This window comes from Thioalkalivibrio sp. ALE11, assembly GCF_000381205.1.
Lineage (GTDB): Bacteria > Pseudomonadota > Gammaproteobacteria > Ectothiorhodospirales > Ectothiorhodospiraceae > Thioalkalivibrio.
This window is the reverse complement of record NZ_KB906173.1, coordinates 44,320-69,777: the sequence shown is the minus strand read 5'-3', so window position 1 is coordinate 69,777 and position 25,458 is coordinate 44,320. Positions and strand designations below refer to the sequence as shown.

Sequence of the window (25,458 nt, the reverse complement as noted above, 5' to 3'; positions counted from 1 at the left end):
TCGCGGGTTTCAGTGGTGATTGCCGGCCAGTCCGTGGAGTGCGATGCCCCGCTCATGGGCCTTGGCGGCCTGGCTCGCCAGACGCCGGGCCAGGCTGATGATCCTTAGCTGGCGGTCCATTTCGGCGAGTGACAGGGCACCGAACGTGCCTTCGCGCAGGAGCGCGGATTTCAGTTCCTGGTAGGCGGACTCGACCTCTTCCAGGGCATCCTGCATGTTGCCCGTGGTGGTGTCGGGCTGGTCTTCTTCGCGTTCCAGGCGTGCGCAGTCGAGGGCCCGGATGACGCGGGCCTGCCAGGCGCGGCGCTGTGATGTCATCCGTGGCGTAGTGTCATCCTCCGCCTTGCGGCGCAGTTCCGCAATCTCGGCCGAGCGCGCGGCGGTATCCTGGTGGTAGCGTGCGACCCGGACGGCCTCGGCGATGCCTTCGGCGGCCGGATCGGCCATCGGCACGCGCCCGGCCTGGTTCGCAAACTCGCCAATGGCTTCGACCAGTCTTTCCACTACATCCAGTCGCTGGCGAAATCCTTCTTCGCCCGGAGGCGTTTCGGCCAGAGCATCGCGGGCCATCCGATGGGCCAGATCTCCGGCCCGATCGACTTCCATGACGAGCGATTGCAGGGCCAGCTCCGGTACGCCTGCACTACTGTCGTCCAGGTAGCGCGGCCGGGCCAGGTCGAGGTCGGCCCCCCCGAAGTGATGCTGCAGCCGCCGGATCATGGGGGTGGCGAGGGGGATCATCAGAATCACGCCAAGGACATTGAAGGCGGTATGGAAAAGGGCCAGCAGCATGGCGGGTGCGGGGGCCGTCTCGGGGCCGCCCCAGATCCATTCGATGCCGGCCAGGAACCAGGGAAGCATCAACAGGGCGACGACAGCCGTCAGGGCGTTGAAGATGACATGGGCGGCGGCCACGCGCTTGGCATTGGCGGTGGCCCCGATCACGACGAGCACCGCCTTGATGGTGGTCCCGAGGTTCGAACCGATGACCGCAGCGGCCGCGGCTTCCAGAGGGATGGCGCCACTCATGGCCGCGGTCAGGGCCATGGCCATGGAAGCCGACGAACTCTGCATGGCTAGCGTCAGCAGCATGCCGATACTGACCATGATGACCAGGCCGGCGAATCCGGGGCGTGCGAGAGCACCCAGATCCACCGTCTCGCCCAGGTCCACGAAGGTGGCGCGCAATACGTCGATGCCCAGGAACAACAGGCCGAATCCGGCCAGCGCGAGGCCCAGGTAGCGCAGTCTGGGTCCGCGCATGATGATGAACACGAGCGCCCCGAGCCCGATGGCCGGGAGGGCAAAGGCTTCGATGCGGATCTCCAGCCCGATGATGGAGACCAGCCAGCCGGTGACCGTGGTGCCGACGTTGGATCCGAAGATCACCCAGATCGACTGACCGAGGGTCAGCAGACCGGCATTGGCGAAACCGATGATGGCCAGGGTTACCGCGCTGGAGGATTGCACCAGCGCGGTGACTCCTGCGCCGGTCGCCAGTGCCCGCGTGCGGGTGCGTGTCCAGCTTCCCAGGATCTGGCGCAGGGCCTTGCCACCGGCGGTCCGCAGCCCGTCGGTGAGCAGGTGCATGCCGAGCAGGAACAGCCCCAGACCGCCGAGGAAGCCGGCGATCAGCGCCAGGGCGCCGGTGTCGGGAGCCCCGGTCATGGTCGTACCCCGGTGCCCGATCCCGAGCCCGGGATCGGGTGGCGGCTACAGCTCGATGGTGTCGCCATAGTCCGGGATGCGGGCGTCCAGATCGCGTTCGCGCATCACCTGCGCCAGGGCCTCGCGCGCGGCCGGTTCGCCGTGCACCAGATGGAAGACCGGTCGGTCGCGGAAGCCGGCGGCCCAGTCGAGGAGCCGGGACTGGCCGGCGTGCGCGGAGAGCCCGCCCAGGGTATGCACATGGCCCTTCACCGCGATGTCGTCGCCGTGGATCTTCACTGAGCGGGCGCCGTCCACCAGCTGGCGGCCGAGGGTCCCGGCGGCCTGGAAACCGGCGATCACGAGATGCGTGCTGCGTCGTTCGAGGTTGTATTTGAGGTGGTGGCGGATACGGCCGCCGTTGCACATCCCGGCGCCGGCGATGATGATCGCGCCGCCGGAGATGCGGTTGATGGCCATGGATTCTTCCACCGTGCGGGTGAACTCCAGCGGCGGGAGGTATTCCCGCGTGTTCCCGTTGGCCGCCTGATGCAGCCGTTCCAGGTCCTCCGAGTTCAGGGACTGGCGGCAGCGCGCGTACAGCTCGGTGACGCGGATTCCCATCGGGCTGTCGAGAAAGATCTTCTGCTGCGGCACCCGTCCGGCGTGGTGCAGCATGCCCAGGTGGTAGAGGATTTCCTGCGTGCGGCCCACGGCGAAGGCGGGGATCAGTACGTTGCCGCCATCGTCCCAGGCCTCCTGCAGGATCTGCGCGAATTCCTCGATGGTTTCTTCCAGCGGGCGGTGGTCGCGGTCGCCGTAGGTGCTTTCCAGCAGTACGTGGTCGGCCTGCTCCGGCCGTGCGGGCTCGTTCATCAGCACCGACTCGGGATTGCCGAGGTCGCCGGAGAAGACCAGCCGCCGCTCGCGGCCGCCGGAGGGCACCACCAGCTCGACGATGGCGGCACCCAGGATGTGCCCGGCGTCGTGGAAGGTCAGGCGCGACCCGTCTTCCAGATGTCGGGGCTGGCCGTAAGAGACCGGTTCGCACAGCTCGAGCGTGGTCTCCACGTCCTGTTCGTCGTAGAGCGGTTCCAGCAGCTCGCGGTCGTTGCGTGCGCGCCACTTGTTCTCCCACTCGATGTCCTTCGCCATCACGAAGGCCGAGTCGCGCAGCATGATGTCCAGCAGTTCCAGCGTCCCCGGCGTGCAGTAGATCGGGCCGCGGTAGCCGTCGCGCACCAGTTTCGGCAGCAGGCCCGAGTGGTCCAGATGGCCGTGCGAGAGGATCACGGCGTCGGTATTCGCCGCCACCTCGGCCAGCGAGGCGCGGTTGTGCTCGTCGGCGTCGCTGCCGCCCTGCTGCATGCCGCATTCGAGCAGGTAACGGGCGTGGTCGGTGTCGATGCGATAGCGCGAACCGGTGACCTCGCCGGTGGCGCCCTGAAAGGTAAGCTGTGCCATGCCGCGCAGTGTACCGGCTTTGGCGGGGCGGTCGCAGCGGGTCAGCGGTCGCCGTCTTCCAGCAGCCGCTCGATCTGCTCCGGTTTGAGCCCGGCCACTCCGCGCAGTGGCAGCACCAGCCCGAGGCCGCGTCCGCGCGCGGCGAGTCCCAGTTCGGTGTCCAGCGTGGTGCGCAGGCGTTCGGCGTGGCCGGTCTCCAGTACCGCGAGCAGCAGGGTGCGGGCCCCCTCGTAGTGCAGGCTGAGGATGCGCGGATGGTGGTCGGTGGTGGCGTTGCGCGCATCCAGCAGGGTGAGCCCGGCGCCGCCGCCCCGGCGCACGATTTCCACCGCCGCATCGCGATCGGCGTCCGGGAACATCACCGCCAGCAGCGACAGCGGCAGTCCGGCAGCCGGTGGGGGCGGCTCGTGTCCGGGGGAGGCCGGGGTCTGTGGGCGGGCACTGGCCATGTCCAGCAGGGCCTCGGTGTCGTCGGAGGCCTCCAGGGTAAAGGCCAGGCCGTTATAGGGCTGCAGCAGGTCGAGTTCGAGGTTCAGCCGCCGGGCAATGCGTTCGGCGCGTGCCGGATCGGTCTTCCAGATGCACACCGATTCCAGTCCCTGGTAGGTCACGCCGAAGAAGCGCATGTGCTCCGGAAAGCCGATACCGAACCCCTCGTGCAGCGAGGGCTTCGGTGCACCCTCCTCGGCGGCGATATGCACGGCGCGTTCCTCCAGATCGCCGGCGATCACGGCGACGAGCAGGGCGGGCAAAGGCTCGGTCATGGCTCCCTCCGGTGGCCGCGTACGGGCGGTTCGCCGCATGATAACGCAGGGAATCGAAAGGAGAACGGCATGCTGGATCCGTTTGTACCCGAGTCGAACATGGTCGAGATCCCGGATGCCGGGGCACTGTCGGCAGGAGGGACGGCCGATGTCGGCTGGACGCTGGACTGGAACAGCCCCGAGGCCCGCCATCGCGAATGCCTGTACCTCCCGCGCCTGGACCCCGAAAGGGATCTCTGGCCCGCCGGCGATGGTTCCGGCCTGAGCGGAAGTTCGCCGGGCGAGGCCTGCGAATGGCCGGCGGCGTCCCTGGTACCCGCGGCCGATCCCGCAGGGGTCGTGGAGCTGTCGCCGACGGCCTTCAACCGGCGGTTGCGGCGCCACCGGGTGGTCGAGCCGCGGGCCGGAAGGTTCTATCCACGGGGGTTCATCGCCGGACATGCCGGGATCGAGAAAGGGGACCGGACCCTGTTTCGCGTGGGGGCCCTGGAAGAGGACCGCCTGCTGGCGGACCTGAACCACCCCCTCGCGGGGCGCGAGCTGCGTCTGACCGGTCGGCTGCTGGGGGTACATCCCGAAAGCCGCGAGGGGGCCGCGGTCGACGTGACCGGGCGACTGACCGAACGCGGGCCCGGGATGCAGGCCCGCTGGCGCGGCGTGCCGACGGATTTCTGGAGCGGCGGCGCCTGCGAGCGGGAGGATCCGGAGGACGACGCGGCGTTCTACGCCCGGCCGCGCATGGTCCACCATCTGGATGCCACCGCGCGCGCCGGGGTGGCGGCACTGTACGCCGCGCTGCTGCCGCCGGGCGCACGGGTCCTTGATCTCATGGCGAGCTGGGCATCGCATCTGGACGGGGTTGCCGAACCGGAGGCGGTCGTCGGTCTCGGCATGAACCGGGAAGAGCTGGCCGCGAACCCGCTGCTGAACCAGGCCCTGGTGCAGGACCTGAACACCCGTCCCGGCCTGCCGTTCCCGGCGGACAGCCTGGACGCCGTGGTCTGTACCGCTTCGGTCGAGTATCTGACCCGGCCCGGCGCGGTCTTTGCCTCGGTGCAGGAGGTGCTGCGGCCGGGTGGCGTGTTCGTGGTGACGTTTTCGGATCGCTGTTTCCCCACCAAAGCGATTGCGGTCTGGGAACGGCTGTTCGACTTCGAGCGCATGGGGCTGGTGCTGGACCGGTTTCTGGAGGCGGGGTTCGCGGACCTGGCCACGTTCAGCCTGCGTGGCCTGCCGCGGCCCGCGGACGATCCCTACGCCGGACGCCTGGATCATGCCGATCCGGTGTTTGCGGTCTGGGGCACAAGTCCCCACGGGGACTCTCTGAACCGGTAAACTGCACCCTGATTCGAGATGCCCGCGCTGGCGGGCCGGCACCGACGGGGAGCGCATGGCCGCAAGCAAGGCCAAATCCACAGGCAAGGGGCAGAAATCCGGCGCGAAGACGGGGTCGAAGTCCGGCCCGAAGTCCGGCCAGGGCGCGGCGCCGTCGACGCCGCCCACGCTCAGCGGGCAGCTGCTGCGCGGGCTGCGCGAGGGCGCGCTGCTGATCTTCGGCATGCTGGCGCTGTACCTGCTGGTGGCCCTGGTGACCTATCACCCGGGCGACGCCGCCTGGTCCACCACCGGCGATGGCGACGGGACGCGCAACCTGGGCGGAACCACCGGGGCGTGGTTTGCCGACATCGCCTTTCACCTGCTGGGCCATCTGGCCTTCCTGATCCCGCTGGCGGTCGCCGGCATCGGCTGGTGGCTGTTCCGTCACCGGCGCGATGCGCGTATGGCCAGTGCCCTGGAGATCGGCGTGCGCGGCGCGGCCCTGGTGGTGGCGCTGATCGCCGGTTCGGCGCTGGCGGCCCTGCACCTGCTGCCGGGTGGCATGCCGGTGCATGCCGGGGGAATCCTGGGCGACCTGTTCGGCGGCTGGGCGGTCGCCGGGCTGGGGCTGGTCGGTGGCACGCTGGTGCTGCTGGCGCTGTTCCTTGCCGGGGTCACGCTGTTCACCGGGCTGTCGTGGTTTGCGCTGATGGACGGTCTGGGGCGTGCGCTGGTGCGCGGCTGGGAGGCCGCGAGGGCGCGGCTGGAGCTGGCGCGCGATCGCCGCATCGGCCGGCAGCAGCGGGCCGGGCGCGAAGAACGCGTGGAGAAGGAGCGCAAGCGCACGGCGGACCGCCCGCCGAAACGGGTGGAGCCGAAGGTCGAGGCCCCGCCGCCCAGCCCGCGGGTGGAGAAGGAAAAGCAGGTGCCGCTGTTCACCGCCGGCGAGGGCGCCGATCCGATCCCGCCACTGGGCCTGCTGGACGAACCCCCGGCGGCCTCCGAGGGGCATTCGGAAGAGGCGCTGCAGGCACTGTCGCGCCAGGTCGAGCTCAAGCTGAAGGACTTCGGCGTGGAGGTCGAGGTGGTCGCGGTGCAGCCGGGTCCGGTGATCACCCGCTTCGAACTGCAGCCGGCTCCGGGGGTCAAGGCCTCGCGCATCTCCGGGCTGTCCACCGACCTCGCGCGTTCGCTGTCGGTGATCGCGGTGCGCATCGTCGAGGTGATCCCCGGTCGTTCCACGGTGGGCCTGGAGATCCCCAACGACAACCGCGAGATCGTCGCCCTCAGCGAGATCCTGCGTTCGGAGAAGTTCGACGCCGGCAAGTCGCCGCTGACCATGGCCCTCGGCAAGGACATCGGCGGCGCGCCGGTGATGGCCGATCTGGCGAAGATGCCGCATCTGCTGGTGGCCGGGACCACCGGCTCCGGCAAGTCGGTGGGCGTCAACGCGATGCTGCTGTCGCTGCTGTACAAGGCCACACCGGAAGAGGTGCGGCTGATCCTGATCGACCCCAAGATGCTGGAGCTGTCGGTCTACGAGGGCATCCCGCATCTGCTGTGCCCGGTGGTCACCGACATGAAGGACGCCTCCAACGCCCTGCGCTGGGCGGTCGGCGAGATGGAACGGCGCTACAAGCTGATGTCGGCGCTGGGGGTACGCAACATCGGCGGTTTCAACAAGAAGGTGCGCGACGCGCGCGCCGCCGGCGAGCCGCTGAAGGACCCGCTGTTCGATCCGGCGCAGTCGGTCACCGAGACCGAGGCGCCGGAGCTGGAGCCGCTGCCGTTCATCGTGATCGTGGTCGACGAGTTCGCCGACATGATGATGGTGGTGGGCAAGAAGGTGGAGGAGCTGATCGCGCGCCTGGCGCAGAAGGCGCGCGCGGCCGGGCTGCACCTGATCCTGGCCACCCAGCGGCCGTCGGTGGACGTGATCACCGGCCTGATCAAGGCCAACATCCCCAGCCGCATCGCCTTCCAGGTGTCGTCGCGGGTGGATTCGCGCACCATCCTCGACCAGATGGGCGCGGAGCACCTGCTGGGGCATGGCGACATGCTCTACCTGCCACCGGGCAAGGCGATGCCGGAGCGCGTGCACGGGGCCTTCGTGGGCGACAACGAGGTGCACCAGGTGGTGGAGTATCTCAAGTCCACTGGCGAGCCGGATTACAACGAGGCGATCCTCGACGAGCCGGAGGCCGGCGCGGCGGCGATCCCGGGGCTGGAATCGGGCGAAGGGAACGAATCGGAGTCGGATCCGCTCTATGACCAGGCGGTGCAGATCGTCACCGAGTCGCGCAAGGCCTCGATCTCGTATGTCCAGCGACGGCTGAAGATCGGGTACAACCGGGCCGCGCGCATGGTCGAGGACATGGAGGCCGCCGGGCTGGTCAGCCCGGTGCAGTCCAACGGCAATCGCGAGGTGCTGGTGCCCGATCGCTCGAACGAGTGAGGTGCACGGCCTCGTTCACTGCGGATTAAGCTGTCGCCGCGCAATCTGTTGATCCGAGTTTCCCTGACGGAGATCGCATGAACCCGCGTCCCCCGAGTTTTGCCACTGGCCCGCTGCGCGGGTCTTCCATGCTCGCCGGCTTGCTGGCGGCACTGCTGCTCCTGTTCGCCGCGCCGGCGGCTGCGGCCGATGATGCCCGCCTGGCGCTGGAACGTTTCATGGCCGGCCTGGAGACGTTCTCCGCGGAGTTCACCCAGACGGTCAGTGACGAGACCGGCTTCACCCTGCAGGAATCCGAAGGGGTGATGCATCTGGGGCTTCCCGACCGGCTGTACTGGGAGGTACGCGAGCCGTTCCCGCAGGTGGTGGTGTCGGATGGCCGTGAACTGTGGACGTTCGAACCGGATCTGGCGCAGGCCACGGTGCGCCCGCTGGGCGACGCGCTGGAGGCCACGCCGATCGCCGCCATCAGCCAGCCGGATCGGCTGGAGGAACACTTTCGCACGATGATCCTGCCGGTGCCGGACGGCGAGGCCCTGCGGCTGCTGCTGCTGCCGCGCGACGAGCATGCGGATTTCGTGCGCATGATGCTGGACCTGACCCCGGACGGCGACCTGGTGCGCATGCAGTTCGAGGACCTGTTCGGGCAGGTCACCGACGTGCGTTTCAGCGCCAGCGAGCGCAACCCGGAGCTGGATCCGGACACCTTCCGCTTCGAGGTGCCCGACGGGGCCGACGTCTACCGGCCCTGACCCGTTCCCGGCGGGGTTACAATCCCGGCATGAGTGACGACCTGTTCGACAATGATCTGTTCGGGGACGATCCCGCCGGCGGCCCGGAGGCCGGCTCGCCGGCGGACCCGTCATTGCAGTCCGCAGCCGCGGCAACGACCGTGGATCCCGCCGCCCCGCTGGCCGAGCGCATGCGCCCGGCGCGGCTGGACGAGATGGTGGGGCAGGACCACCTGGTGGGCGCGGATGCCGCGCTGCGCCGCGCGATCGAAAGCGGTCAGACCCCGTCGATGATCCTGTGGGGGCCGCCCGGCTGTGGCAAGACCACGCTGGCGCGGCTGGTGGCCGAGGCCGGTGCCCAGCGGCTGGTGACGCTGTCGGCGGTGCTGGCCGGGGTGAAAGACGTGCGCGCGGTGGTGGATGCGGCGAAGACCCGGCGGCGCAACGGCGTCGGCACGCTGCTGTTCATCGACGAGATCCACCGCTTCAACAAGGGGCAGCAGGACGCGCTGCTGCCGCATATCGAGGACGGCACGCTCACGTTCGTGGGGGCCACCACCGAGAATCCGTCGTTTGCGCTGAACAGCGCGCTGCTGTCGCGGGCGCGGGTGTATCGCATGGAGGCGGTGGGGGCGGAAGCGGTCGAGTCCCTGATCGAGCGCGCCCTGGAGGATCCGGAGCGGGGCCTGGGCGGCCGCGGCCTGACACTGGATGCGGAGGAGCGTCAGCGCCTGGCGCGGGCCGCGGACGGGGATGCCCGGCGTGCCCTGAACTGGCTGGAGACCGCCTCCGACCTGGCCCGCGACGGGGCGATTACCGGAGACGCCCTGCGCGCGGTCATGGGCGCGCAGTCCCTGGCCTTCGACCGCCAGGGCGATGCCTTCTACGATCAGATCTCCGCGCTGCACAAGTCGGTGCGCGGTTCCGACCCCAACGCGGCGGTGTACTGGCTGACCCGCATGCTGGATGCCGGCTGCGATCCGGACTACCTGGGCCGGCGGCTGCTGCGCATGGCCTACGAGGACATCGGCCTGGCCGCAGTCGGGCTGGGCGCGCGGGTGCTCGCGGCCTGGCAGACCCTGGAACGCCTGGGCCGGCCGGAAGGTGACCTGGCGCTGGTGCAGGCGGTGATCGAACTGGCCGCCGCACCCAAGAGCAACAGTGCCTACGTTGCGCTGAACCAGGCGCGCGCGGCGATCCGCGAGACCGGGAGCCCGGGCGTGCCGCTGCATCTGCGCAACGCGCCGACCGAGCTGATGCGCGCGGAAGGCTTCGGGGCCGGGTACCGCTACGATCACGACGAGCCCGATGGCTTCGCCCGCGGGCAGGTCTACCTGCCGGAGGGTCTGGAAGACGAGCGCTTCTACAGCCCGCGCCGGGACGGCACCGAGCGCGCGCTGGCGGAGCGCCTGGACCGTCTGCGCGACGCGGGCGGAAACCCCGGCGGGGAGGGCTGACCGGGTTGCGCATCCGGCATCACAAGCGGTGGCTGACGGTGGCGGCGATCCTGTTCGGTGTGTCGCTGGCGTGGATCCTGCTGACCACCGAGTGGCCGAGCCTTGGCTTCCCGCTGGGCGAGGTGGAGGCCTGGCTGCGGGGCTGGGGTGCGGGTGCCTATCTGGTGTTCGTGCTCGCCTTCATGCTGCTGGCCCTGTTCCCGCTGCCCAGTACCTTCTGGATCCTGCTGGGCGGGGCCCTGTTCGGCCCCTTCACCGGCGCCGCCCTCAGCCTGCTGGCAGCGACCCTGGCGGCGGTCATTGCCTTCCTGCTGGCGCGTACCTGGCTGCAGCCCTGGCTGGCCCCGCGCATGGGCCCGCGCAGCTCGCGGCTGCGCGCCGATGTGGAGGCCGAGGGCTGGCGGGTCGTGGCCCTGACCCGCCTGGTGCCGGTGTTTCCGTTCGCCCCAACCAATTACGCCCTGGGGCTGGTCCGGCTGCCGCTGCCGGTCTTCGCGCTGACCACCATGGTCGCCCTGATCCCCAGCCTGTTCGCCTATGCCTGGCTGGGGCACGCCACCCGGGAGATCGCCAGTGGCGCCGACAGCGGGGTACAGCTGGGTCTGGCCCTGCTCGCGGTGCTGGCGCTGTTGCTGTTGCTGCCGCGCCTGGTGCGCCGCATCTGGCTGGGCCAGAAGACACTGCACACCGAGGCGCCAATGACTTCAGTGTCTCCCTCAGACCCAGGCGAGCAGGACCCCGATGCCCAGGGCGAGGAACAGCAGGGCGGCGAGCGCGCGTAACAGCCGCAGGGGCAGGTGGCAGGCGAAGCGCTGGCCCAGCCACACCACCGGGGCATTCGCGAGCACCATGCCGATGGTCGAGCCGATCACGACCAGGATCAGGCTGTCGAAGGTCGCGGCCAGCGCGCCGGTGGCGACCTGGGTCTTGTCGCCCATCTCGACCAGGAAGAACAGCACCGTGGTGGTCCAGAACACGCCGTGTTTCGACGCGGCCGGCAGCTCGTCCTCGCCATCCGGGACCAGTACCCAGGCGGCCATCACGATGAACCCGATCCCCAGACCCCAGCGCAGCCAGTCCTCCGGGATGCTGGCGCCGATCCACACGCCCGCCAGCGCGGCCAGGAAGTGATTGGCCAGCGTGGCCACCACGATGCCCCAGATGATGGGCCAGGTCTGCTGGTAGCGGCAGATCAGGAGCAGGGCGAGGAGCTGGGTCTTGTCGCCCATCTCGGCGATGGCGACGATGACGGTAGAGACGAGCAGGGCTTCCATGACGGTCTTCCGGGCCGGGTGGGTGGGCAAGACACGTGACATCGCACCACCCACCCGGCCACGGATCGGGGCGCCATGCCACAGGTCTCGCGGGGCCCGGTGCCGCATCGGCGGCGGGGCTGTCTGCACCACGGTCCTCCGGGCGGAGGATCGAATCTGTTGATGCAGACCCCGGTGAGGCAAGGCCACCCGGGTCGCTACTCCCCTGAAGCTGGCAGGACTCTAGTCATCCCGGTCCGCGCGGGCAAGGACGATCGCGGCTCCGGGCTGCGCCGCCGCCGGGGCTTGGGTAGCATGCGCGCGATGAAACGCTTCCTTTACTGGGTCGATCGGGCCCCCCTTTGGCTGTTCGCACTGCTGGTTGCGACCGTCGGCCTGGCCCCCTGGATCCCCGAGCCGCATGTCGCGGAGAAACTGCGCTGGCTGTTTGCCGGGGAACTTACCCGGCCACTCGATGTGCTCGACCTGGTCGTCCATGCCGTGCCCTGGCTGTTGATGGCGTTCAAGCTCTATCGCAACAGTCTCACCACGAAGGGCGCCCCCTGAGCCGATTGTTTCTCCCTGGCTTGTGGGAAATCGACGCGCCGCTTGCCGGCCGCTACCGATTTCGCACCTTTTCAACCCCGGGAGACTCCCATGCGCTTTATTGTTGCCGTCACCGCCGGTACCGACGACCCGACCCGCGCCACGCTTGGCATGATTGCCGCCAATGTGGCCAAGCAGCAGGGCCACGACGTGACCGTCTGGCTGCAGGGCGAGGCCGTGAACATCGCCAACCGCAACGTGTACGACAAGATCGTCGGCCATAACATGCCGGCAATGAAGGACATCGTGGATTCGCTGGTGAGTGAAGGCGTTCCGTTCTGGGCCTGCGAGGCCTGCGCCAAGGGTCGCGACGTCGGCGAGCACAACTTCCTGCCGAACGCCGAGATGGCCGGCATGGGCCACTACGTCCAGGCCGTCGCCGAGTTCGACCGCTCCATGAGCTTCTGATCGGCCGTGCCGTTCCGCGGGCGGGGCGTGATGCCCCGCCCGTTTTTGTTTGTACCCCCGCTGTCAGTCGGTCGAACTGGCACATCGCATGCTTGTTTGTTCCGGGAGTGATTCACGGACGACGAGCATGACCCAGAACACATCCCCGAATTTTTCCCTCGAAGAGTCCATTGGCGATTTCCTGGTCGCCTCGCGCAAGTGCGAGGTGGTGAGCCTGGAGCGCCTGCTGGAGGCGGTGCAGCTGGTCGGGGGCATCCGCGCGCTGGTGCATGCCCTGCAGCGCGAGCGCGGGGCCTCCAGCCTCTGGATCGGGTCCGGCGGCCAGCGCTATACCCGCGAACTGGAGCAGTACCGGGCCGAATCGGACGCCGCCGCGGCCGCGTTCCGCGAGCACCTGGATGGCTGGCTGGCCCCGGACGCCTGCGCCCATGGCCGCAGTCGGCTGCTGGGGCGCATGGCGCTGGCGCTGCATGGCCTGTCCGGCCTGGGCAGCCTGCGCGAGGAGGTCCTGGAGCTGACCCTGAGCCCGATGGACTCGACCCGCGGCTTCAGCGAGCTGATTCGCGCCCTGATGGCCCTGGTGTTCGAGGCTGCGGATTCGGCGACCGATCCCGAGGTCTCGCGGGCCCTGGTGGCCCTGCTGAACTTCATGCAGGGCAAGGAACTGGCAGGGCAGGAGCGCGCGATCGGGGCCGCCGGGTTTGGCGCCGCGAACTTCGAGCCCGAACTGCGCCAGGCGCTGGTCCATCGGATCGATGCCCAGGAACGGGCGTTCCGCATCTTCTCCGAGTTCGCGGCACCGGCGGCCTGTGCCGCCTGGCGCGAGCTGCAGACGGCGGCCTTCGCCGCCGACATCGAGCGTCTGCGCCGCCGGGCCTGTACCGAGGCCTCAGGGCACCACGACCCCGCCCGGGCCGAGGAATGGTTTGCCTGTACCACCGCGCGCATCGACGCGATGAAGGAGATCGAGGATCTGCTGGAGATGCACCTGAACGAGTGCTGCTCGGCACGCATCACGGCGGATCGCGCGGACCTCGGCGCGGTGCGTGACCGGGTCGCGCAACTCGCCGAGTCGGAACTGCGCGACAGCGTCCCGTATGCGGTGTTCTTCGGCGCGCCGGAGGGCCTGGAGCCCGCGCAGGAGGAGGGCGATGCCGCACTCAACGTACCGATCGTCGGACACTCGGTGATGGACTTGGTGCAGCGCCAGGCGGCCCGGCTGCAGTCGGTGGAGGATGAACTGCATGCGGCACGCCAGGCCCTGGCCGAGCGCAAGACCATCGAGCGTGCCAAGGCGCTGCTGATCCAGCACCGCGGCCTCAGCGAGGACCAGGCCTACAAGCTCCTGCGCCAGACGGCGATGAACCAGAACCGGCGCCTGGCCGAGGTCGCCGAGGCGACCGTCGCGATGTCCGACCTGCTGGGCAAGGGCGGCCTGTAGCTAACTCCCCGGGAAACGGATGCCGGCCCTGTGGGAGCGGGCTTGCCCGCGAAGCACCTACCAGTGTCCGCGACTGGCAGGGGCTTCGCCGCCAAGGCGGCTCCTACAGGTAGTGCACCAGCGCGGTTCATCTGCACCGCCGGTGTGCCCCAGGGTGGTGCCGCTTGCGAGTGATATTCCCCTGCGAAGATTCGATTGAGTACCGGGAACCGTCCGATTTTTCCGCGTCAGGATAGGCTTTGCGCCCTATCGGTCGATCAGCAACGGCTAATTGGCACACCTCCTGCAGGAATACCGGCAAGACGAGCCAACGGCGGTTCGTCGCCTGACAACAGGGAGACCCGACGACCGGGCCTCCCACGGGACTGGACAAAGGCGTCCATCACCCGGCTGCAAACGCGGCCGGGCTGATAGGACGCCTTTTTTCGTTTTTGGGATGTGTTTGCTGACAAGGGGAGTGAACCCGCAATGACCGATCACACGAATGACACGAAAAAGACCTCCGGCCTGTCGCGCCGGCGTTTCCTTCAGGCCGGCGGCGTTCTGGCAGGGGGCGCCGCCTTGGGGATGCATCCGGATTTTTTCCGGTCGGCGGCCTATGCCGGGGGATCCGAAGGGCTGGAAAAGACCAAGCTCGAGTTCGGATTTATCCCCTTGACGGATTGTGCTCCGCTCGTAGTCGCCCAGGAGAAGGGATATTTCGCTCGCCACGGGCTCGACGTCCATGTGGCCAAGGAGGCTTCCTGGGCCAATATTCGCGACAAGGTCTCCGTTGGGAGCCTGGATGGCGGGCACATGCTGGCGGGGATGCCGATCGCCGCGACGCTGGGCGTGGGTGCTACCCAGCGCAACACCATCACGGGGTTCAGCATGGACCTCAACGGCAACGCGATTACCGTTTCCAACGAGCTCTACGACCGGATGGTCGAGGCCGATCCGGAGGCTATGAACGAACGGCCGATTTCCGCGCGCGCCCTGAAGAAGGTCATCGATGCCGACCAGGCAGCGGGCCGTGCCCCGATGACCTTCGCCATGGTTTTCCCCGTATCCACGCATAACTATGAACTGCGCTACTGGATGGCCGCTTCCGGGATCAACCCGGATCGGGATGTCCGCCTGGTTGTGATCCCGCCACCCCAGATGGTGGCCAACCTGCGCGCGGGCAACATGGATGGCTACTGCGTCGGCGAGCCCTGGAACATGCGTGCGGTGGACATGGGTATCGGCAAGACCCTGGTCACCAACTACGAGATATGGAACAACAATCCGGAGAAGGTGTTTGGCGTACTGGAGAGCTGGGCGGAAGAACACCCGAATACGCACCAGGCAGCGTTGCGGGCCTTGATCGAGGCCAACGAGTGGATGGACAAGCCCGAGAATCGCGAAGAAGTGGTGCGCATCATTTCGGGCCGCCGTTTTGTCAACGCCCCTGAACACGTAGTGGCCATGTCGATGACGGGGACGCTCCAGTTCAATCCGGACGGAGACCCCGAACCCTTCCCGGACTTCAATGTGTTCCACCGTTACGCGGCCAGCTTTCCGTGGCGCTCGCATGCGGCCTGGTTTGTCACGCAGATGGTTCGTTGGGGGCAGCTGGAAGAGCCTGTGGATATGCGTGCGGTGGCCGAAAAGGTCTATCGCCCCGAACTGTATCGGCAAGCGGCTGCAGAAGTGGGCGTCGCCTATCCCGAGATCGACTGGAAGACGGAAGGCACACGCAATGAACACTGGACCCTGGAGGCGGCCTCCTCGCCGATCGAGATGGGCCCTGACCGGTTCATTGATAACCGCGCCTATGACCCGGATGACCTTGTCGGCTATGTCGACGGTTTCGATGTACACAGTCGCAAGGTCGCCCTCGATGACCTCGCCGACGTCAACGGCTGAGGGAGGCCCACCATGTCCACCAATTACGCCGATATGCAACTGGCGGTTGAACGCGAGAACGACAAGGACGCCGAAGGTCGAACGGAGGCCGCCGCTGGCCGGGAAACCAAACCGGCGGAACGCAACGACACCGCCGGGGCGATCGAATCGGCACACGATGACCGATTCGAGGTGATGGCGGATATGTTCCAGCGCTGGATTCCTGTGCTGGCACTCCCGCTGATTGCGTTCGGATTGCTGCTGGGGGGCTGGGCCTGGCTGCAGTCGACGGTCTCGCCGGACCTCCCGACGCCCGGGCAAGTGTGGGCCGAGGCCGTCTACCTGCTAAGCGATCCGTTCTACGACTACGGTCCGAACGACATGGGGATCGGCTGGCAGGTGATGTATTCCCTTGGCCGCGTCCTGGCGGGCTTCGGCCTGGCAGCACTGGTCGGCATTCCGCTGGGCTTGATGATGGGCGCTTCGCTCTCGATGCGCCGCGCCATTAGCCCGGTCGTGCAGCTGTTGCGTCCCGTGTCCCCGCTGGCCTGGCTGCCGCTCGGTCTGCTGGTGTTCCAGGCGGTCAATCCCTCCGCGATCTTCGTGATCTTCATCACCAGCATCTGGCCGATCCTCATCAATACCGCGGCCGGGGTCCAGGCCATCCCGCGTGACTACACCAACGTATCCCAGGTGCTCCGTCTCGGGCGCCTGGAGGCGGCGCGCAAGATCCTGATCCCCGCAACCATGCCCTACATCCTCACCGGCATGCGGTTGGCGCTGGGGATTGCCTGGATGGTGATCGTGGCGGCCGAGATGCTCACCGGCGGGGTCGGCATCGGATTCTTTATCTGGGACGAATGGAACAACCTCAATGTCGCTTCGATCATCGTGTCGATCTTCGTGATCGGTCTTGTGGGCATCGCCCTGGACGCTGGGGTGGGCCTGATCAAGAAACGCTTCGACTACGCGCCCGCGTAAGGAGAAACACATGAGTCACTATCTCAATCTCGATTATCTGGACATGACGTTTGCGACTCCACGCGGGCCGCTCAACGTGCTGAACAACGTGAATCTGAAGGTCCAGAAAGGCGAATTCGTATCCATCATCGGGCATTCCGGCTGTGGCAAGTCCACCGTTCTGAACATCGTGGCTGGGCTGCTGCGCGCAACCACTGGGGGCGTTCTTCTGGAAGAGCGCGAGGTAGTGGAACCCGGGCCAGAGCGTGCCGTGGTGTTCCAGAACCACTCCCTGCTGCCCTGGATGACGGTGTACGAGAATGTCCGTCTGGCCGTTGACAAAGTGCGCCGCGGAGCTCCCCAGGCCGAGCGCGACGCCTGGACGCTGGAGAATCTCGAACGTGTCCACATGACCCACGCGAAGGATCAGTACCCCGGTGAGATCTCCGGGGGTATGAAGCAGCGCGTCGGGATCGCCCGGGCGCTGGCGATGGAGCCCAAGGTCCTGCTGATGGATGAACCGTTCGGCGCGCTGGATGCGCTGACCCGGGCACATCTGCAGGACGAGGTCATGAAGCTGCGGTCGGATCTGGGCAACACCGTGCTGATGGTCACCCACGACGTGGACGAGGCGGTGCTGCTGTCCGACCGCATCGTGATGATGACCAACGGCCCGGCCGCGACCATCGGCGAGATCCTGGAGATCGACCTGCCAAAGCCGCGCGAGCGCCTGGTGATGGCCGACAACGCGCAGTACAACCACTACCGGGCCGAGGTGCTGCGCTTCCTCCACGAGCGTCACAAGAATCCCGAGTCGGAGGCCGCGTGATGGATACCGCGAACGACAAGCCGCGGCTGGTCCTGATCGGCAACGGCATGGCCGGGATGCGCACGGTCGAGGAGCTGCTGAAGCTCAAGCCGGACATGTACGACATCACCGTGTTCGGTGCCGAGCCCTGGGGCAACTACAACCGCATCATGCTCTCGCCGGTGCTGGCCTCGGAGAAGACCGTCGACGAGATCATGCTGAACGACGATGCCTGGTATGCCGAGCGCGGCATCACCCTGCACAAGGGCCGACGCATCGAACGGATCGACCGCGTGAACCGGCGGGTGATCGCCGAGGACGGCACCGAGGCGCCCTATGACCGCCTGCTGCTGGCGACCGGCTCCGACCCGGTGATGATCCCGGTGCCGGGGCATGAACTGGAGGGCGTGGTCGCTTTCCGCGACATCCACGACGTGGACGCGATGCTCGCGGCCAGCCGCGCACACAAGCATGCGGTGGTGATCGGCGGCGGCCTGCTGGGCCTGGAGGCCGCCAACGGCCTGATGCGCCAGGGCATGGAGGTCACCGTGGTGCACCTGATGGAGCACCTGATGGAGCGCCAGCTGGATGCCGAGGCCGCCGGGATGCTGCGCGGCTCGCTGGAGGAGCGCGGCATGCGTTTTCGCATGGCGCATCAGACCGAGACGATCCTGGGCGAGGGCCGCGTCACCGGTGTGCGCTTCACCGACGGCAGCGAGGTCGAGGCGGATCTGGTGGTGATGGCGGTCGGCATCCGCCCGAACACGGCGCTGGCCGCGTCCGCCGGGCTGCACTGCGAGCGCGGCGTGGTGGTGAACGACACCATGCAGACCTATGACCCGTCGATCTACGCGGTCGGCGAGTGCGTGCAGCACCGCGGCGCCACCTATGGCCTGGTCGCGCCCTTGTGGGAACAGGCAAAGGTCTGCGCCAACCACCTGGCCGAGTACGGTATCGGGCGCTACGAGGGCTCGATGACCTCCACCAAGCTGAAGGTGACCGGGATCGACCTGTTCTCCGCCGGCGACTTCACCGGTGACGAGACCACCGAGGACCTGGTGTTCAAGGATGCCGCGCGCGGCGTCTACAAGCGCCTGGTGCTGAAGGACAACCGCATCCAGGGGGTCGTGCTGTACGGCGATACCCTGGACGGCTCCTGGTACTTCCAGCTGATGCGCGACGCCACGCCAGTGGCCGACATCCGCGAGAACCTGCTGTTCGGCCAGGCGCATATCGGCGACTCCGGCCACGGCGACGAGGCCTCGCGGGTCGCGGCCATGCCCGACGAGGCCGAGATCTGCGGCTGCAACGGCGTGTGCAAGGGCGAGATCGTCCAGGCAATCAGCGAGCACAAGCTGTTCACGCTGGAGGACGTGCGCGCCCACACCAAGGCGTCGAACTCCTGTGGGTCCTGCACCGGGCTGGTGGAGTCCGTGCTCGCCACCACGCTGGGTGGAGACTACTCCGACGCCCCGGCGAAAAAGCCGGTCTGCGCCTGCACCGACCACAGCCACGACGAGGTGCGCGCGGCCATTGCCCGCGACGGCCTGAAGACCATGGACGCGGTGTTCGAGGCCCTCGACTGGAAGACCCCGAACGGCTGCCATGTCTGCCGTCCGGCGCTCAACTACTACCTGCTGGCGGCCTGGCCGAAGGACTACCAGGACGACGCCCAGTCGCGCTTCATCAACGAGCGCGCGCACGGCAACATCCAGAAGGACGGAACGTATTCCGTCGTGCCGCGCATCTGGGGCGGAGTGACCACGCCGGCCGAGCTGCGCGCGATTGCCGAGGTGGCCGAGCGCTACCAGGTGCCCACGGTCAAGTTCACCGGCGGCCAGCGCATCGACCTGCTGGGGGTGCAGAAGGCCGACCTGCCGGCGATGTGGCGCGATCTCGGCGCCGCCGGGTTTGTCTCCGGCCATGCCTACGGCAAGGCCCTGCGCACGGTGAAGACCTGTGTTGGCTCCGAGTGGTGCCGCTTCGGCACCCAGGACTCGACCGGACTCGGCATCCAGCTGGAGCGGATGACCTGGGGCTCCTGGACGCCACACAAGTTCAAGATGGCGGTCTCCGGCTGTCCGCGTAACTGCGCCGAGGCCACGATCAAGGACCTGGGCGTGGTCTGCGTGGACTCGGGCTACGAGCTGCACGTGGGCGGCAACGGCGGGGTGAAGGTGCGCGCCACCGACTTCCTCTGCAAGGTGGAGACCGAGGTCGAGGTGCTCGAATACGCCGGGGCCTTCATGCAGTTCTACCGCGAAGATGCGCGCTACCTGGAGCGCACCGCCCCGTGGATCGAGCGCGTCGGCCTGACCCGGGTGAAGGAACGCCTGGTGGACGACGCCGAGAACCGCGCGGCGCTGTACGCCCGCTTCCTGGAGTCGCAGGAGGTGGCGCAGGTGGACCCCTGGGCCGAACGCGCCGCCGGGCATGCGGCGCACGAGTTCATCCCGATCAAGCCGGTGGACGCGGCCCCGCGCCAGGGGGTGTCGGCATGAGCTGGCTTGCGATCTGTCCGCTCGAGGACATCCCGCCGCTGGGTGCACGCGTGGTGGCGGGCCCGAACGGCGACATCGCCGTGTTCCGCACTGCGGATGACCGCGTGTTTGCCCTGCGCGACCAGTGCCCGCACAAGGGCGGGCCACTGTCGCAGGGCATCGTCCACGGCGAGCGCGTGACCTGCCCGCTGCACAACTGGGTGATCGACCTGCAGTCCGGCGAGGCCACCGGGGCGGACAGTGGGTGCACCCATGCCTTCCCGATCCGGGTGACCGACGGTCAGGTGTGGCTGGACCTCTCCGGCGCCACGGCCAACGCTGCGGACGATTCCGCGGCGGTGCCGTCCGCCTGCCGCGAGGCGGGCTGAGATGGCTGCGGAACAGTCGGTCACCCGTACGACCTGCCCCTATTGCGGGGTGGGCTGCGGCGTGGAGGTGACCGCGACGCCGGAAGGCGAGTTTCCGGTCGCGGTGCGCGGCGACCCCGCCCATCCGGCGAATGCCGGTCGCCTGTGCTCCAAGGGCGCGGCACTGGCCGAGACCCTCGACGACGAGGGCCGGCTGCTGCACCCGGAGATCGGCGGGCGGCGTGTCGACTGGGAGACCGCGCTGGATCATGTGGCGAACGGCTTTCGCGAGACCATCGCGGCACACGGGCCGGATGCGGTCGCCCTGTACGTCTCCGGGCAGATCCTGACCGAGGACTACTACGTCGCCAACAAGCTGATGAAGGGCTTCATCGGTTTGGCCAATATCGATACCAACTCCCGGCTCTGCATGTCCACCGCCGTGGCCGCCCATACCCGCGCCTTCGGGGTGGATGGCGTGCCGGGGAGCTATACCGACCTCGAGCAGGCCGATCTGGTCGTGGTGACGGGCTCCAACATGGCCTGGGCCCACCCGGTCCTGTTCCAGCGCCTGCAGGCCGCCCGCGCGGCGCGCCCGGAGATGAAGCTGGTGGTGATCGACCCGCGGCGTACGGCCACCGCCCAGGCGGCCGACCTGCACCTGCCGCTGGCGCCGGGTACGGATGCCTGGCTGTTCAACGGCCTGCTGGACCATCTGCGCCGGGAGGATGCGCTGGACCCTGGCTTCCTGGAGCGGCATGTCGACGGCTTCGCCGACGCCCTGGCGGCCGCGCGGGCCTCCAGCCCGTCGATCGCCGCGACCGCCGAGGCCTGCGAACTGGAGCCGGAGGCGGTGGCAACGTTCTTCCAGTGGTTTGCCCGTACCGAACGCACCGTGACCGCCTTCTGCCAGGGCATCAACCAGTCCGACAGCGGCGTGGACAAGGCCGGGACGATCCTCAATGTGCACCTGGCCACCGGCCGTATCGGGCGCGCGGGCATGGGCCCGTTCTCGCTGACGGGCCAGCCGAACGCGATGGGCGGGCGCGAGGTCGGCGGACTGGCCAGCCAGCTGGCAGCCCACATGGGCTTCGACGACGCGGCCCTGGACCGGGTCGGACGTTTCTGGGGCGCACCGAACCTCGCGCGCCAGCCGGGGCTGAAGGCGCTGGACCTGTTCCGCGCGGTCGAGTCGGGGCAGGTGAAGGCGGTCTGGATCATCGGCACCAATCCGCTGTTCAGCCTGCCCGAGGCCGCGCGCTTCGAGCAGGCCCTGGCCGCATGCCCGCTGGTCGTGGTCTCCGACTGCGTGCGCGAGACCGAGACCACGCGGGTAGCCGACGTCCTGCTGCCGGCGACCACCTGGGGCGAGAAGGACGGCACGGTAACCAACTCCGAGCGCCGCATCTCGCGCCAGCGCCCGTTCCGGGCGCCCCCGGGCGAGGCCCGCCACGACTGGTGGGCGCTGGCCCGGGTCGCGCAGCGCCTGGGTTTCGCCGACGCCTTTCCCTATACCCGCCCGGGCGAGGTCTTCCGCGAGCATGCGGCGCTGTCCGCCTTCGAGAACCACGGCACGCGCGACTTCGACATCGGCGCGCTGGCCGGGCTGTCCGACGCCGAGTACGACGCCCTGGAGCCGGTGCAGTGGCCGCTGCCGGCGGGGAGTCGGACGGGCGCCGAACACCTCTATGCCGATGGCCGTTTCTTTACCGCCAGCGGCCGCGCGCAGCTCGCGGCCGTGACCCCCCAGACTCCGACCGACCCAGTCGATGCCGAGTATCCGCTGCGCCTGAACACCGGCCGCATCCGCGACCAGTGGCACAGCATGACCCGGACCGCACGCACCCCGCGCCTGAGTGCGCATCAGCCGGAACCGTTCGTCGAGATCCATCCGGTGGATGCCGGACTGTTCCGGGTCCAGGCCGGCGATCTCGCCGAGGTGACCAGTCGCCACGGTCGTCTGCTCGCGCGGGTGCAGGTGAGCCGCGAGCAGCGCCCGGGCAGCGTGTTCGTGCCCATGCACTGGAGCCGGCCGATCGCGCGGCTCGCCCGAGTCGATGCGCTGGTGCCCGCGCATGTCGACCCGGTCTCCGGGCAGCCAGCGTTCAAGCATACGGCCGTGGCCGCCCGCCCGGCGACGCTGGACTGGCACGGCTTCGTGCTGAGCCGCGAGCCGATCGCCGCGCCGGAGGCGGACTATGCGGTCACCGCCCGCGGTCCCCGACACCTGCGCACCGAACTGGCCGGGCGGGGCGCACCGCCCACGATGGATGCGTGGCGCGAGCGCCTGGACGGGCCGGGGGAATGGCTGGAGTTCGCCGACCCCGCCGGGGGACGCTATCGCGCCGCGCGGATTCACGAGGGCCGGCTCGCCTGCGTGCTGTTCGCGGGCCCCGACCGGGGCTTGCCCGAGCGCGAGTGGCTGGCCGGCCTGTTCGCGGCCGAGACGATCAGCGATACCGAGCGCATGGCGCTCCTGACCGGGCGACCGCCGAACGGCCAGGCCGCGCGCGGACGCATGGTCTGCGCCTGCTTCGGCGTGGACGAGACGCGTATCCGGGCCGCGATCCGCGAGCAGGGGCTGGCCACCTGCGAGGCCGTCGGTGCGGCCCTCGAGGCCGGGACCAACTGCGGCTCCTGTAGCCCCGAGATCCAGACCCTGTTGAATGAAGAAGCCGAGGCGCCCACGGACCCCGTGGCGCGGGAGGGATAAGCATGGAACACCTGCCGATCTATATGCAGTTGCACGGCCGCGAGGCCCTGGTGGTCGGGGCCGGGCCGGTGGCCACGCGCAAGGCCGCGCTGCTGCTGGAGGCCGGGGCGCGGGTGCGCCTGCGGGCCCCCGAGTACAGCGCCGCCGCCGAGCGCCTGCTGCGCGAACAACCGGGGGCGATCCGCCGCGATCCGGGGATCTATGACACCGAATGCCTGGCGGGGGTGGCGATCGTGATCGCCGCGACCGACGACGCGGCGGTGAACCGTCAGGTCTCGGAGGACTGCATCGCGCGTTCGATCCCGGTGAACGTGGCCGACCAGCCCGAGCTGTGCAGCTTCATCCTGCCGGCGATCGTGGAGCGCGGGCCGCTGACCATCGCGATCGGCTCCGGTGGCCGCGCCCCGGTGCTGGTGCGCCTGCTGCGCGCGAAGATCGAGAGCCTGATCCCGGCCGGCTATGGCCGGCTCGCCGATCTCGCCGGGCGTCTGCGCGACCGGGTGCGCACCCACTTTGACAGCGTGAACGCGCGCCGCGCGTTCTGGGAACGGGCCTTTGCCGGGCCAGCCACCGAGTTCGCCCTGGCCGGGCGCATGGACGCGGCCGAGGCGCGCCTGGAGCAGGAGCTGGCGGATGCCTCGGCCCGCACGCCGGGCGAGGTCTACCTGATCGGCGCCGGGCCGGGCGATCCCGACCTGCTGACCTTTCGCGCGCTGCGCCTGCTGCAGCAGGCGGATGTGGTCGTCTACGACCGGCTGGTGTCCTCCGAGGTGGTGAACCTGGCCCGGCGCGAGGCCGAGCGCTTCTATGTCGGCAAGGAGCGCGACCATCACTGCGTGCCGCAGGAGGAGATCAGCGCGCTGCTCTCCCGACTGGCGCGCGAGGGCAAGCGCGTGGCGCGGCTGAAGGGCGGCGACCCGTTCGTGTTCGGCCGGGGCGGCGAGGAGCTGGATGTGCTGGCGCGCGACGGCGTGGCCTACCAGGTCGTCCCCGGCATTACCGCGGCCAGCGGCTGCGCCGCCTATGCCGGCATACCGCTGACCCACCGCGACCATGCTCAGTCGGTGCGGTTCATCACCGGCCATACCCGCGAAGGGCGGCTGGATGTGGACTGGTCGCAGCTGACCAGTACCCGCGAGACCCTGGTGTTCTACATGGGCCGCAAGGGCGTGGGCGAGATCTGCCGGGGGCTGAAGGGTGCCGGCCGCGCCGGGCAGACCCCGGCGGCGATCATCGAGAACGGCACCACCGCCCGCCAGCGCGTGGTCAGCGGCACGCTGGATAAGCTGGCCGCGCGTGCCGAGCGCGAGCAGGTGGGTTCGCCCAGCCTGATCGTGATCGGCGAGGTAGCGGCCTGCCACGCGCGTCTGGCCTGGTTCCAGCCGGATGCCGGGGCCGCCACGGTGTTTCCGCAGCCGATGCCGATGTCGGGGCCGGGGTCGCGGGCCGCGGCGGCGAGCGCGGCGTGACGGCCGCATCCGTCCTGCCGGAGGTGGCGGCCAGTGGCCTCGCGGGTCGCCGCGTCGCCTTGCCTGAGAGCCGGGCGCTGGAGGTCTTCGCCGGTCTGCTGGAGCGGCGCGGGGCCGAGGTCTGGCGCTGTCCCCTTATCGCGATCCACGACAGCCCCGACCGCACGGCGATCGAGGCCTGGCTGCACCGGGCGATCGAGGCGCCGTTCGACCGCCTGATCTTCCTGACCGGCGAGGGCTTCACCCGCCTGACCGGTTTTGCCCGGAGTGCCGAACGCGAGGACGCCTGGCTGGCGGCCGTGGCGCGGACGCCGACCCTGGTGCGCGGCCCCAAGCCGGGGCGGGCAATGAAGCCCTTCGGCGTGCGGCCGGATGCGATCGCGGCCACACCGACGACCGAGGGCATCATCGAAACCCTTTCCGGACAGGATCGGGCCGGGCAGCATCTGGCCGGGCAGCGTATCGGGGTGCAGCTCTACGGCGCGGAACCCAACCGCCGCCTGCTCGAGTTCCTGGAGCAGGCGGGCGCCGAGGTCTTTCCCGTCTGGCCCTACCGCTATGCGGACGCCGCCGCGACCGGGCGCGTGACCGGGCTGATCGAGGCCCTGATCGCGGGGGAGGTGGATGCGATCGCCTTCACCAGCCAGGCCCAGGTGCGGCGCCTGCTGCGTGTCGCCCGTGACTCGGGGCATCAGGACACGCTGCTGGCAGCGCTCGGCCGGACCGTCGTCGCCGCGATCGGCCCGGTGGTGGCCGAGGAACTGCGCACCCACGGCATTTCTCCCGCGGTGGTCCCCGAAGGCCGCTACTTCATGAAGCCGCTGGTCTCGGCGCTTACCCGGCATCTGCGGGCGGCTGCGTAGGGAACTTGTGGCCCGGGCGGATGGCCCACGGATTGAATCCCCTGCGGTGATCCGGGCCATGAAACCAACGTCCACACGGCGTTCGCGCCGATCCTTCCTGCGCTGGATGGCCGGCTCCGCCCTTGCGGCCGGTGCCGGCTCGCCGGTCACCGCCAGGGTCGCCACCGCCGCGCCCATGCTCTTGCCGACCACGTACGGGCGCAGGTCCGTGTAACGTTCGTCCAGGGCGCGGAGCAGGGCGCGGGCGTCGACGGCCAGGGCCGTGTGGCCGGCCCAGTACCCGGCCGAGTCGGTGCGGCCGAAGCCGCGCTGGTCCGGGGCGTAGACCGCAATGCCGCTGGCGGCCAGCGGGCGTGCGAGGGCGTGCATGCTGCCGCCGTAGTCATTG

General features: G+C 69.0%; 20 protein-coding genes and 1 pseudogene. 16 read left to right on the top strand and 5 right to left on the bottom strand.

What is annotated here, in order from left to right; translation table 11 throughout:
• Window positions 1–9: 9 nt before the first annotated feature.
• From F620_RS0110805 to F620_RS0110795, 3 genes are read right to left on the bottom strand one after another with little or no spacing between them, the layout of a single operon-like run.
• Window positions 10–1,668, bottom strand: coding sequence for a Na/Pi cotransporter family protein (locus F620_RS0110805; protein WP_019570570.1), 1,659 nt, complete (start codon window positions 1,666–1,668; stop codon window positions 10–12).
• A gap of 45 nt (window positions 1,669–1,713) precedes the next feature.
• Window positions 1,714–3,111: an MBL fold metallo-hydrolase RNA specificity domain-containing protein gene (locus F620_RS0110800; RefSeq protein WP_019570569.1), complete on the bottom strand. Its 1,398-nt coding sequence runs from the start codon at window positions 3,109–3,111 to the stop codon at window positions 1,714–1,716.
• Window positions 3,112–3,152: 41 nt separating this feature from the next.
• On the bottom strand, window positions 3,153–3,875 hold the full coding sequence (locus F620_RS0110795; RefSeq protein ID WP_019570568.1) for a hypothetical protein: 723 nt from the start codon (window positions 3,873–3,875) through the stop codon (window positions 3,153–3,155).
• 69 nt (window positions 3,876–3,944) lie between these two features.
• Here F620_RS0110795 and F620_RS0110790 point away from each other — a divergent pair, with 69 nt between their 5' ends.
• The 5 genes from F620_RS0110790 to F620_RS0110770 all read left to right on the top strand — a co-directional run bounded on the left by F620_RS0110790 (window position 3,945) and on the right by F620_RS0110770 (window position 10,617).
• Window positions 3,945–5,210, top strand: a complete 1,266-nt coding sequence (locus tag F620_RS0110790; protein ID WP_019570567.1) for a methyltransferase domain-containing protein — start codon at window positions 3,945–3,947, stop codon at window positions 5,208–5,210.
• Window positions 5,211–5,265: 55 nt separating this feature from the next.
• Complete coding sequence (locus tag F620_RS0110785) at window positions 5,266–7,647, top strand: DNA translocase FtsK (RefSeq protein ID WP_019570566.1); 2,382 nt, start codon at window positions 5,266–5,268, stop codon at window positions 7,645–7,647.
• A 128-nt stretch (window positions 7,648–7,775) separates the two neighbouring features.
• The gene (gene lolA, locus F620_RS0110780; RefSeq protein ID WP_019570565.1) at window positions 7,776–8,399 is read left to right on the top strand and encodes an outer membrane lipoprotein chaperone LolA; all 624 of its coding nucleotides are present in this window, start codon (window positions 7,776–7,778) and stop codon (window positions 8,397–8,399) included.
• Between the two features lie 29 nt (window positions 8,400–8,428).
• The gene (locus F620_RS0110775) at window positions 8,429–9,835 is read left to right on the top strand and encodes a replication-associated recombination protein A (protein WP_019570564.1); all 1,407 of its coding nucleotides are present in this window, start codon (window positions 8,429–8,431) and stop codon (window positions 9,833–9,835) included.
• Window positions 9,836–9,840: 5 nt separating this feature from the next.
• Window positions 9,841–10,617 (top strand): TVP38/TMEM64 family protein, encoded by a 777-nt coding sequence (locus tag F620_RS0110770; RefSeq protein ID WP_019021057.1) that lies wholly within the window; start codon window positions 9,841–9,843, stop codon window positions 10,615–10,617.
• On the opposite strand, the gene F620_RS0110765 is transcribed toward F620_RS0110770, so the two are convergent.
• Entirely contained in the window at window positions 10,552–11,109 is a 558-nt protein-coding gene (locus tag F620_RS0110765) for a TMEM165/GDT1 family protein (RefSeq protein ID WP_018876967.1), read from the bottom strand. The genes F620_RS0110770 and F620_RS0110765 overlap by 66 nt on opposite strands.
• Before the next feature lie 303 nt (window positions 11,110–11,412).
• On the opposite strand from F620_RS0110765, the gene F620_RS0110760 reads away from it, so the two are divergent.
• From F620_RS0110760 to F620_RS0110710, 11 genes are all read left to right on the top strand, one after another.
• Window positions 11,413–11,655: a hypothetical protein gene (locus F620_RS0110760; protein WP_019590155.1), complete on the top strand. Its 243-nt coding sequence runs from the start codon at window positions 11,413–11,415 to the stop codon at window positions 11,653–11,655.
• Window positions 11,656–11,745: 90 nt separating this feature from the next.
• A complete protein-coding gene (locus tag F620_RS0110755; RefSeq protein WP_017941855.1) occupies window positions 11,746–12,102 on the top strand; it encodes a DsrE family protein in 357 nt (118 codons plus the stop codon).
• Window positions 12,103–12,229: 127 nt separating this feature from the next.
• Window positions 12,230–13,543: a nitrate regulatory protein gene (locus F620_RS0110750; RefSeq protein WP_019570562.1), complete on the top strand. Its 1,314-nt coding sequence runs from the start codon at window positions 12,230–12,232 to the stop codon at window positions 13,541–13,543.
• A 468-nt stretch (window positions 13,544–14,011) separates the two neighbouring features.
• Window positions 14,012–15,430: a CmpA/NrtA family ABC transporter substrate-binding protein gene (locus F620_RS0110745; RefSeq protein ID WP_019021055.1), complete on the top strand. Its 1,419-nt coding sequence runs from the start codon at window positions 14,012–14,014 to the stop codon at window positions 15,428–15,430.
• Window positions 15,431–15,442: 12 nt separating this feature from the next.
• Entirely contained in the window at window positions 15,443–16,390 is a 948-nt protein-coding gene (gene ntrB, locus F620_RS0110740) for a nitrate ABC transporter permease (RefSeq protein ID WP_019570561.1), read from the top strand.
• A 10-nt stretch (window positions 16,391–16,400) separates the two neighbouring features.
• Window positions 16,401–17,198: an ABC transporter ATP-binding protein gene (locus tag F620_RS0110735; RefSeq protein ID WP_019021053.1), complete on the top strand. Its 798-nt coding sequence runs from the start codon at window positions 16,401–16,403 to the stop codon at window positions 17,196–17,198.
• A complete protein-coding gene (nirB, locus tag F620_RS0110730; protein ID WP_019021052.1) occupies window positions 17,198–19,678 on the top strand; it encodes a nitrite reductase large subunit NirB in 2,481 nt (826 codons plus the stop codon). The genes F620_RS0110735 and nirB overlap by 1 nt, the downstream gene beginning before the upstream one ends.
• The gene (nirD, locus tag F620_RS0110725; protein WP_019021051.1) at window positions 19,675–20,046 is read left to right on the top strand and encodes a nitrite reductase small subunit NirD; all 372 of its coding nucleotides are present in this window, start codon (window positions 19,675–19,677) and stop codon (window positions 20,044–20,046) included. Before nirB ends, nirD begins: the two co-directional genes overlap by 4 nt.
• Before the next feature lies 1 nt (window position 20,047).
• Window positions 20,048–22,738 (top strand): nitrate reductase, encoded by a 2,691-nt coding sequence (locus F620_RS0110720; protein WP_019021050.1) that lies wholly within the window; start codon window positions 20,048–20,050, stop codon window positions 22,736–22,738.
• Between the two features lie 2 nt (window positions 22,739–22,740).
• Window positions 22,741–24,207, top strand: a complete 1,467-nt coding sequence (cysG, locus tag F620_RS0110715) for a siroheme synthase CysG (RefSeq protein ID WP_019021049.1) — start codon at window positions 22,741–22,743, stop codon at window positions 24,205–24,207.
• A complete protein-coding gene (locus F620_RS0110710; protein ID WP_019021048.1) occupies window positions 24,204–25,070 on the top strand; it encodes a uroporphyrinogen-III synthase in 867 nt (288 codons plus the stop codon). The genes cysG and F620_RS0110710 overlap by 4 nt, the downstream gene beginning before the upstream one ends.
• A gap of 192 nt (window positions 25,071–25,262) precedes the next feature.
• Here F620_RS0110710 and F620_RS15650 read toward each other — a convergent pair.
• Window positions 25,263–25,439 (bottom strand): annotated as a pseudogene (locus F620_RS15650) (serine aminopeptidase domain-containing protein); the annotation flags it as partial.
• Between the last annotated feature and the right edge of the window lie 19 nt (window positions 25,440–25,458).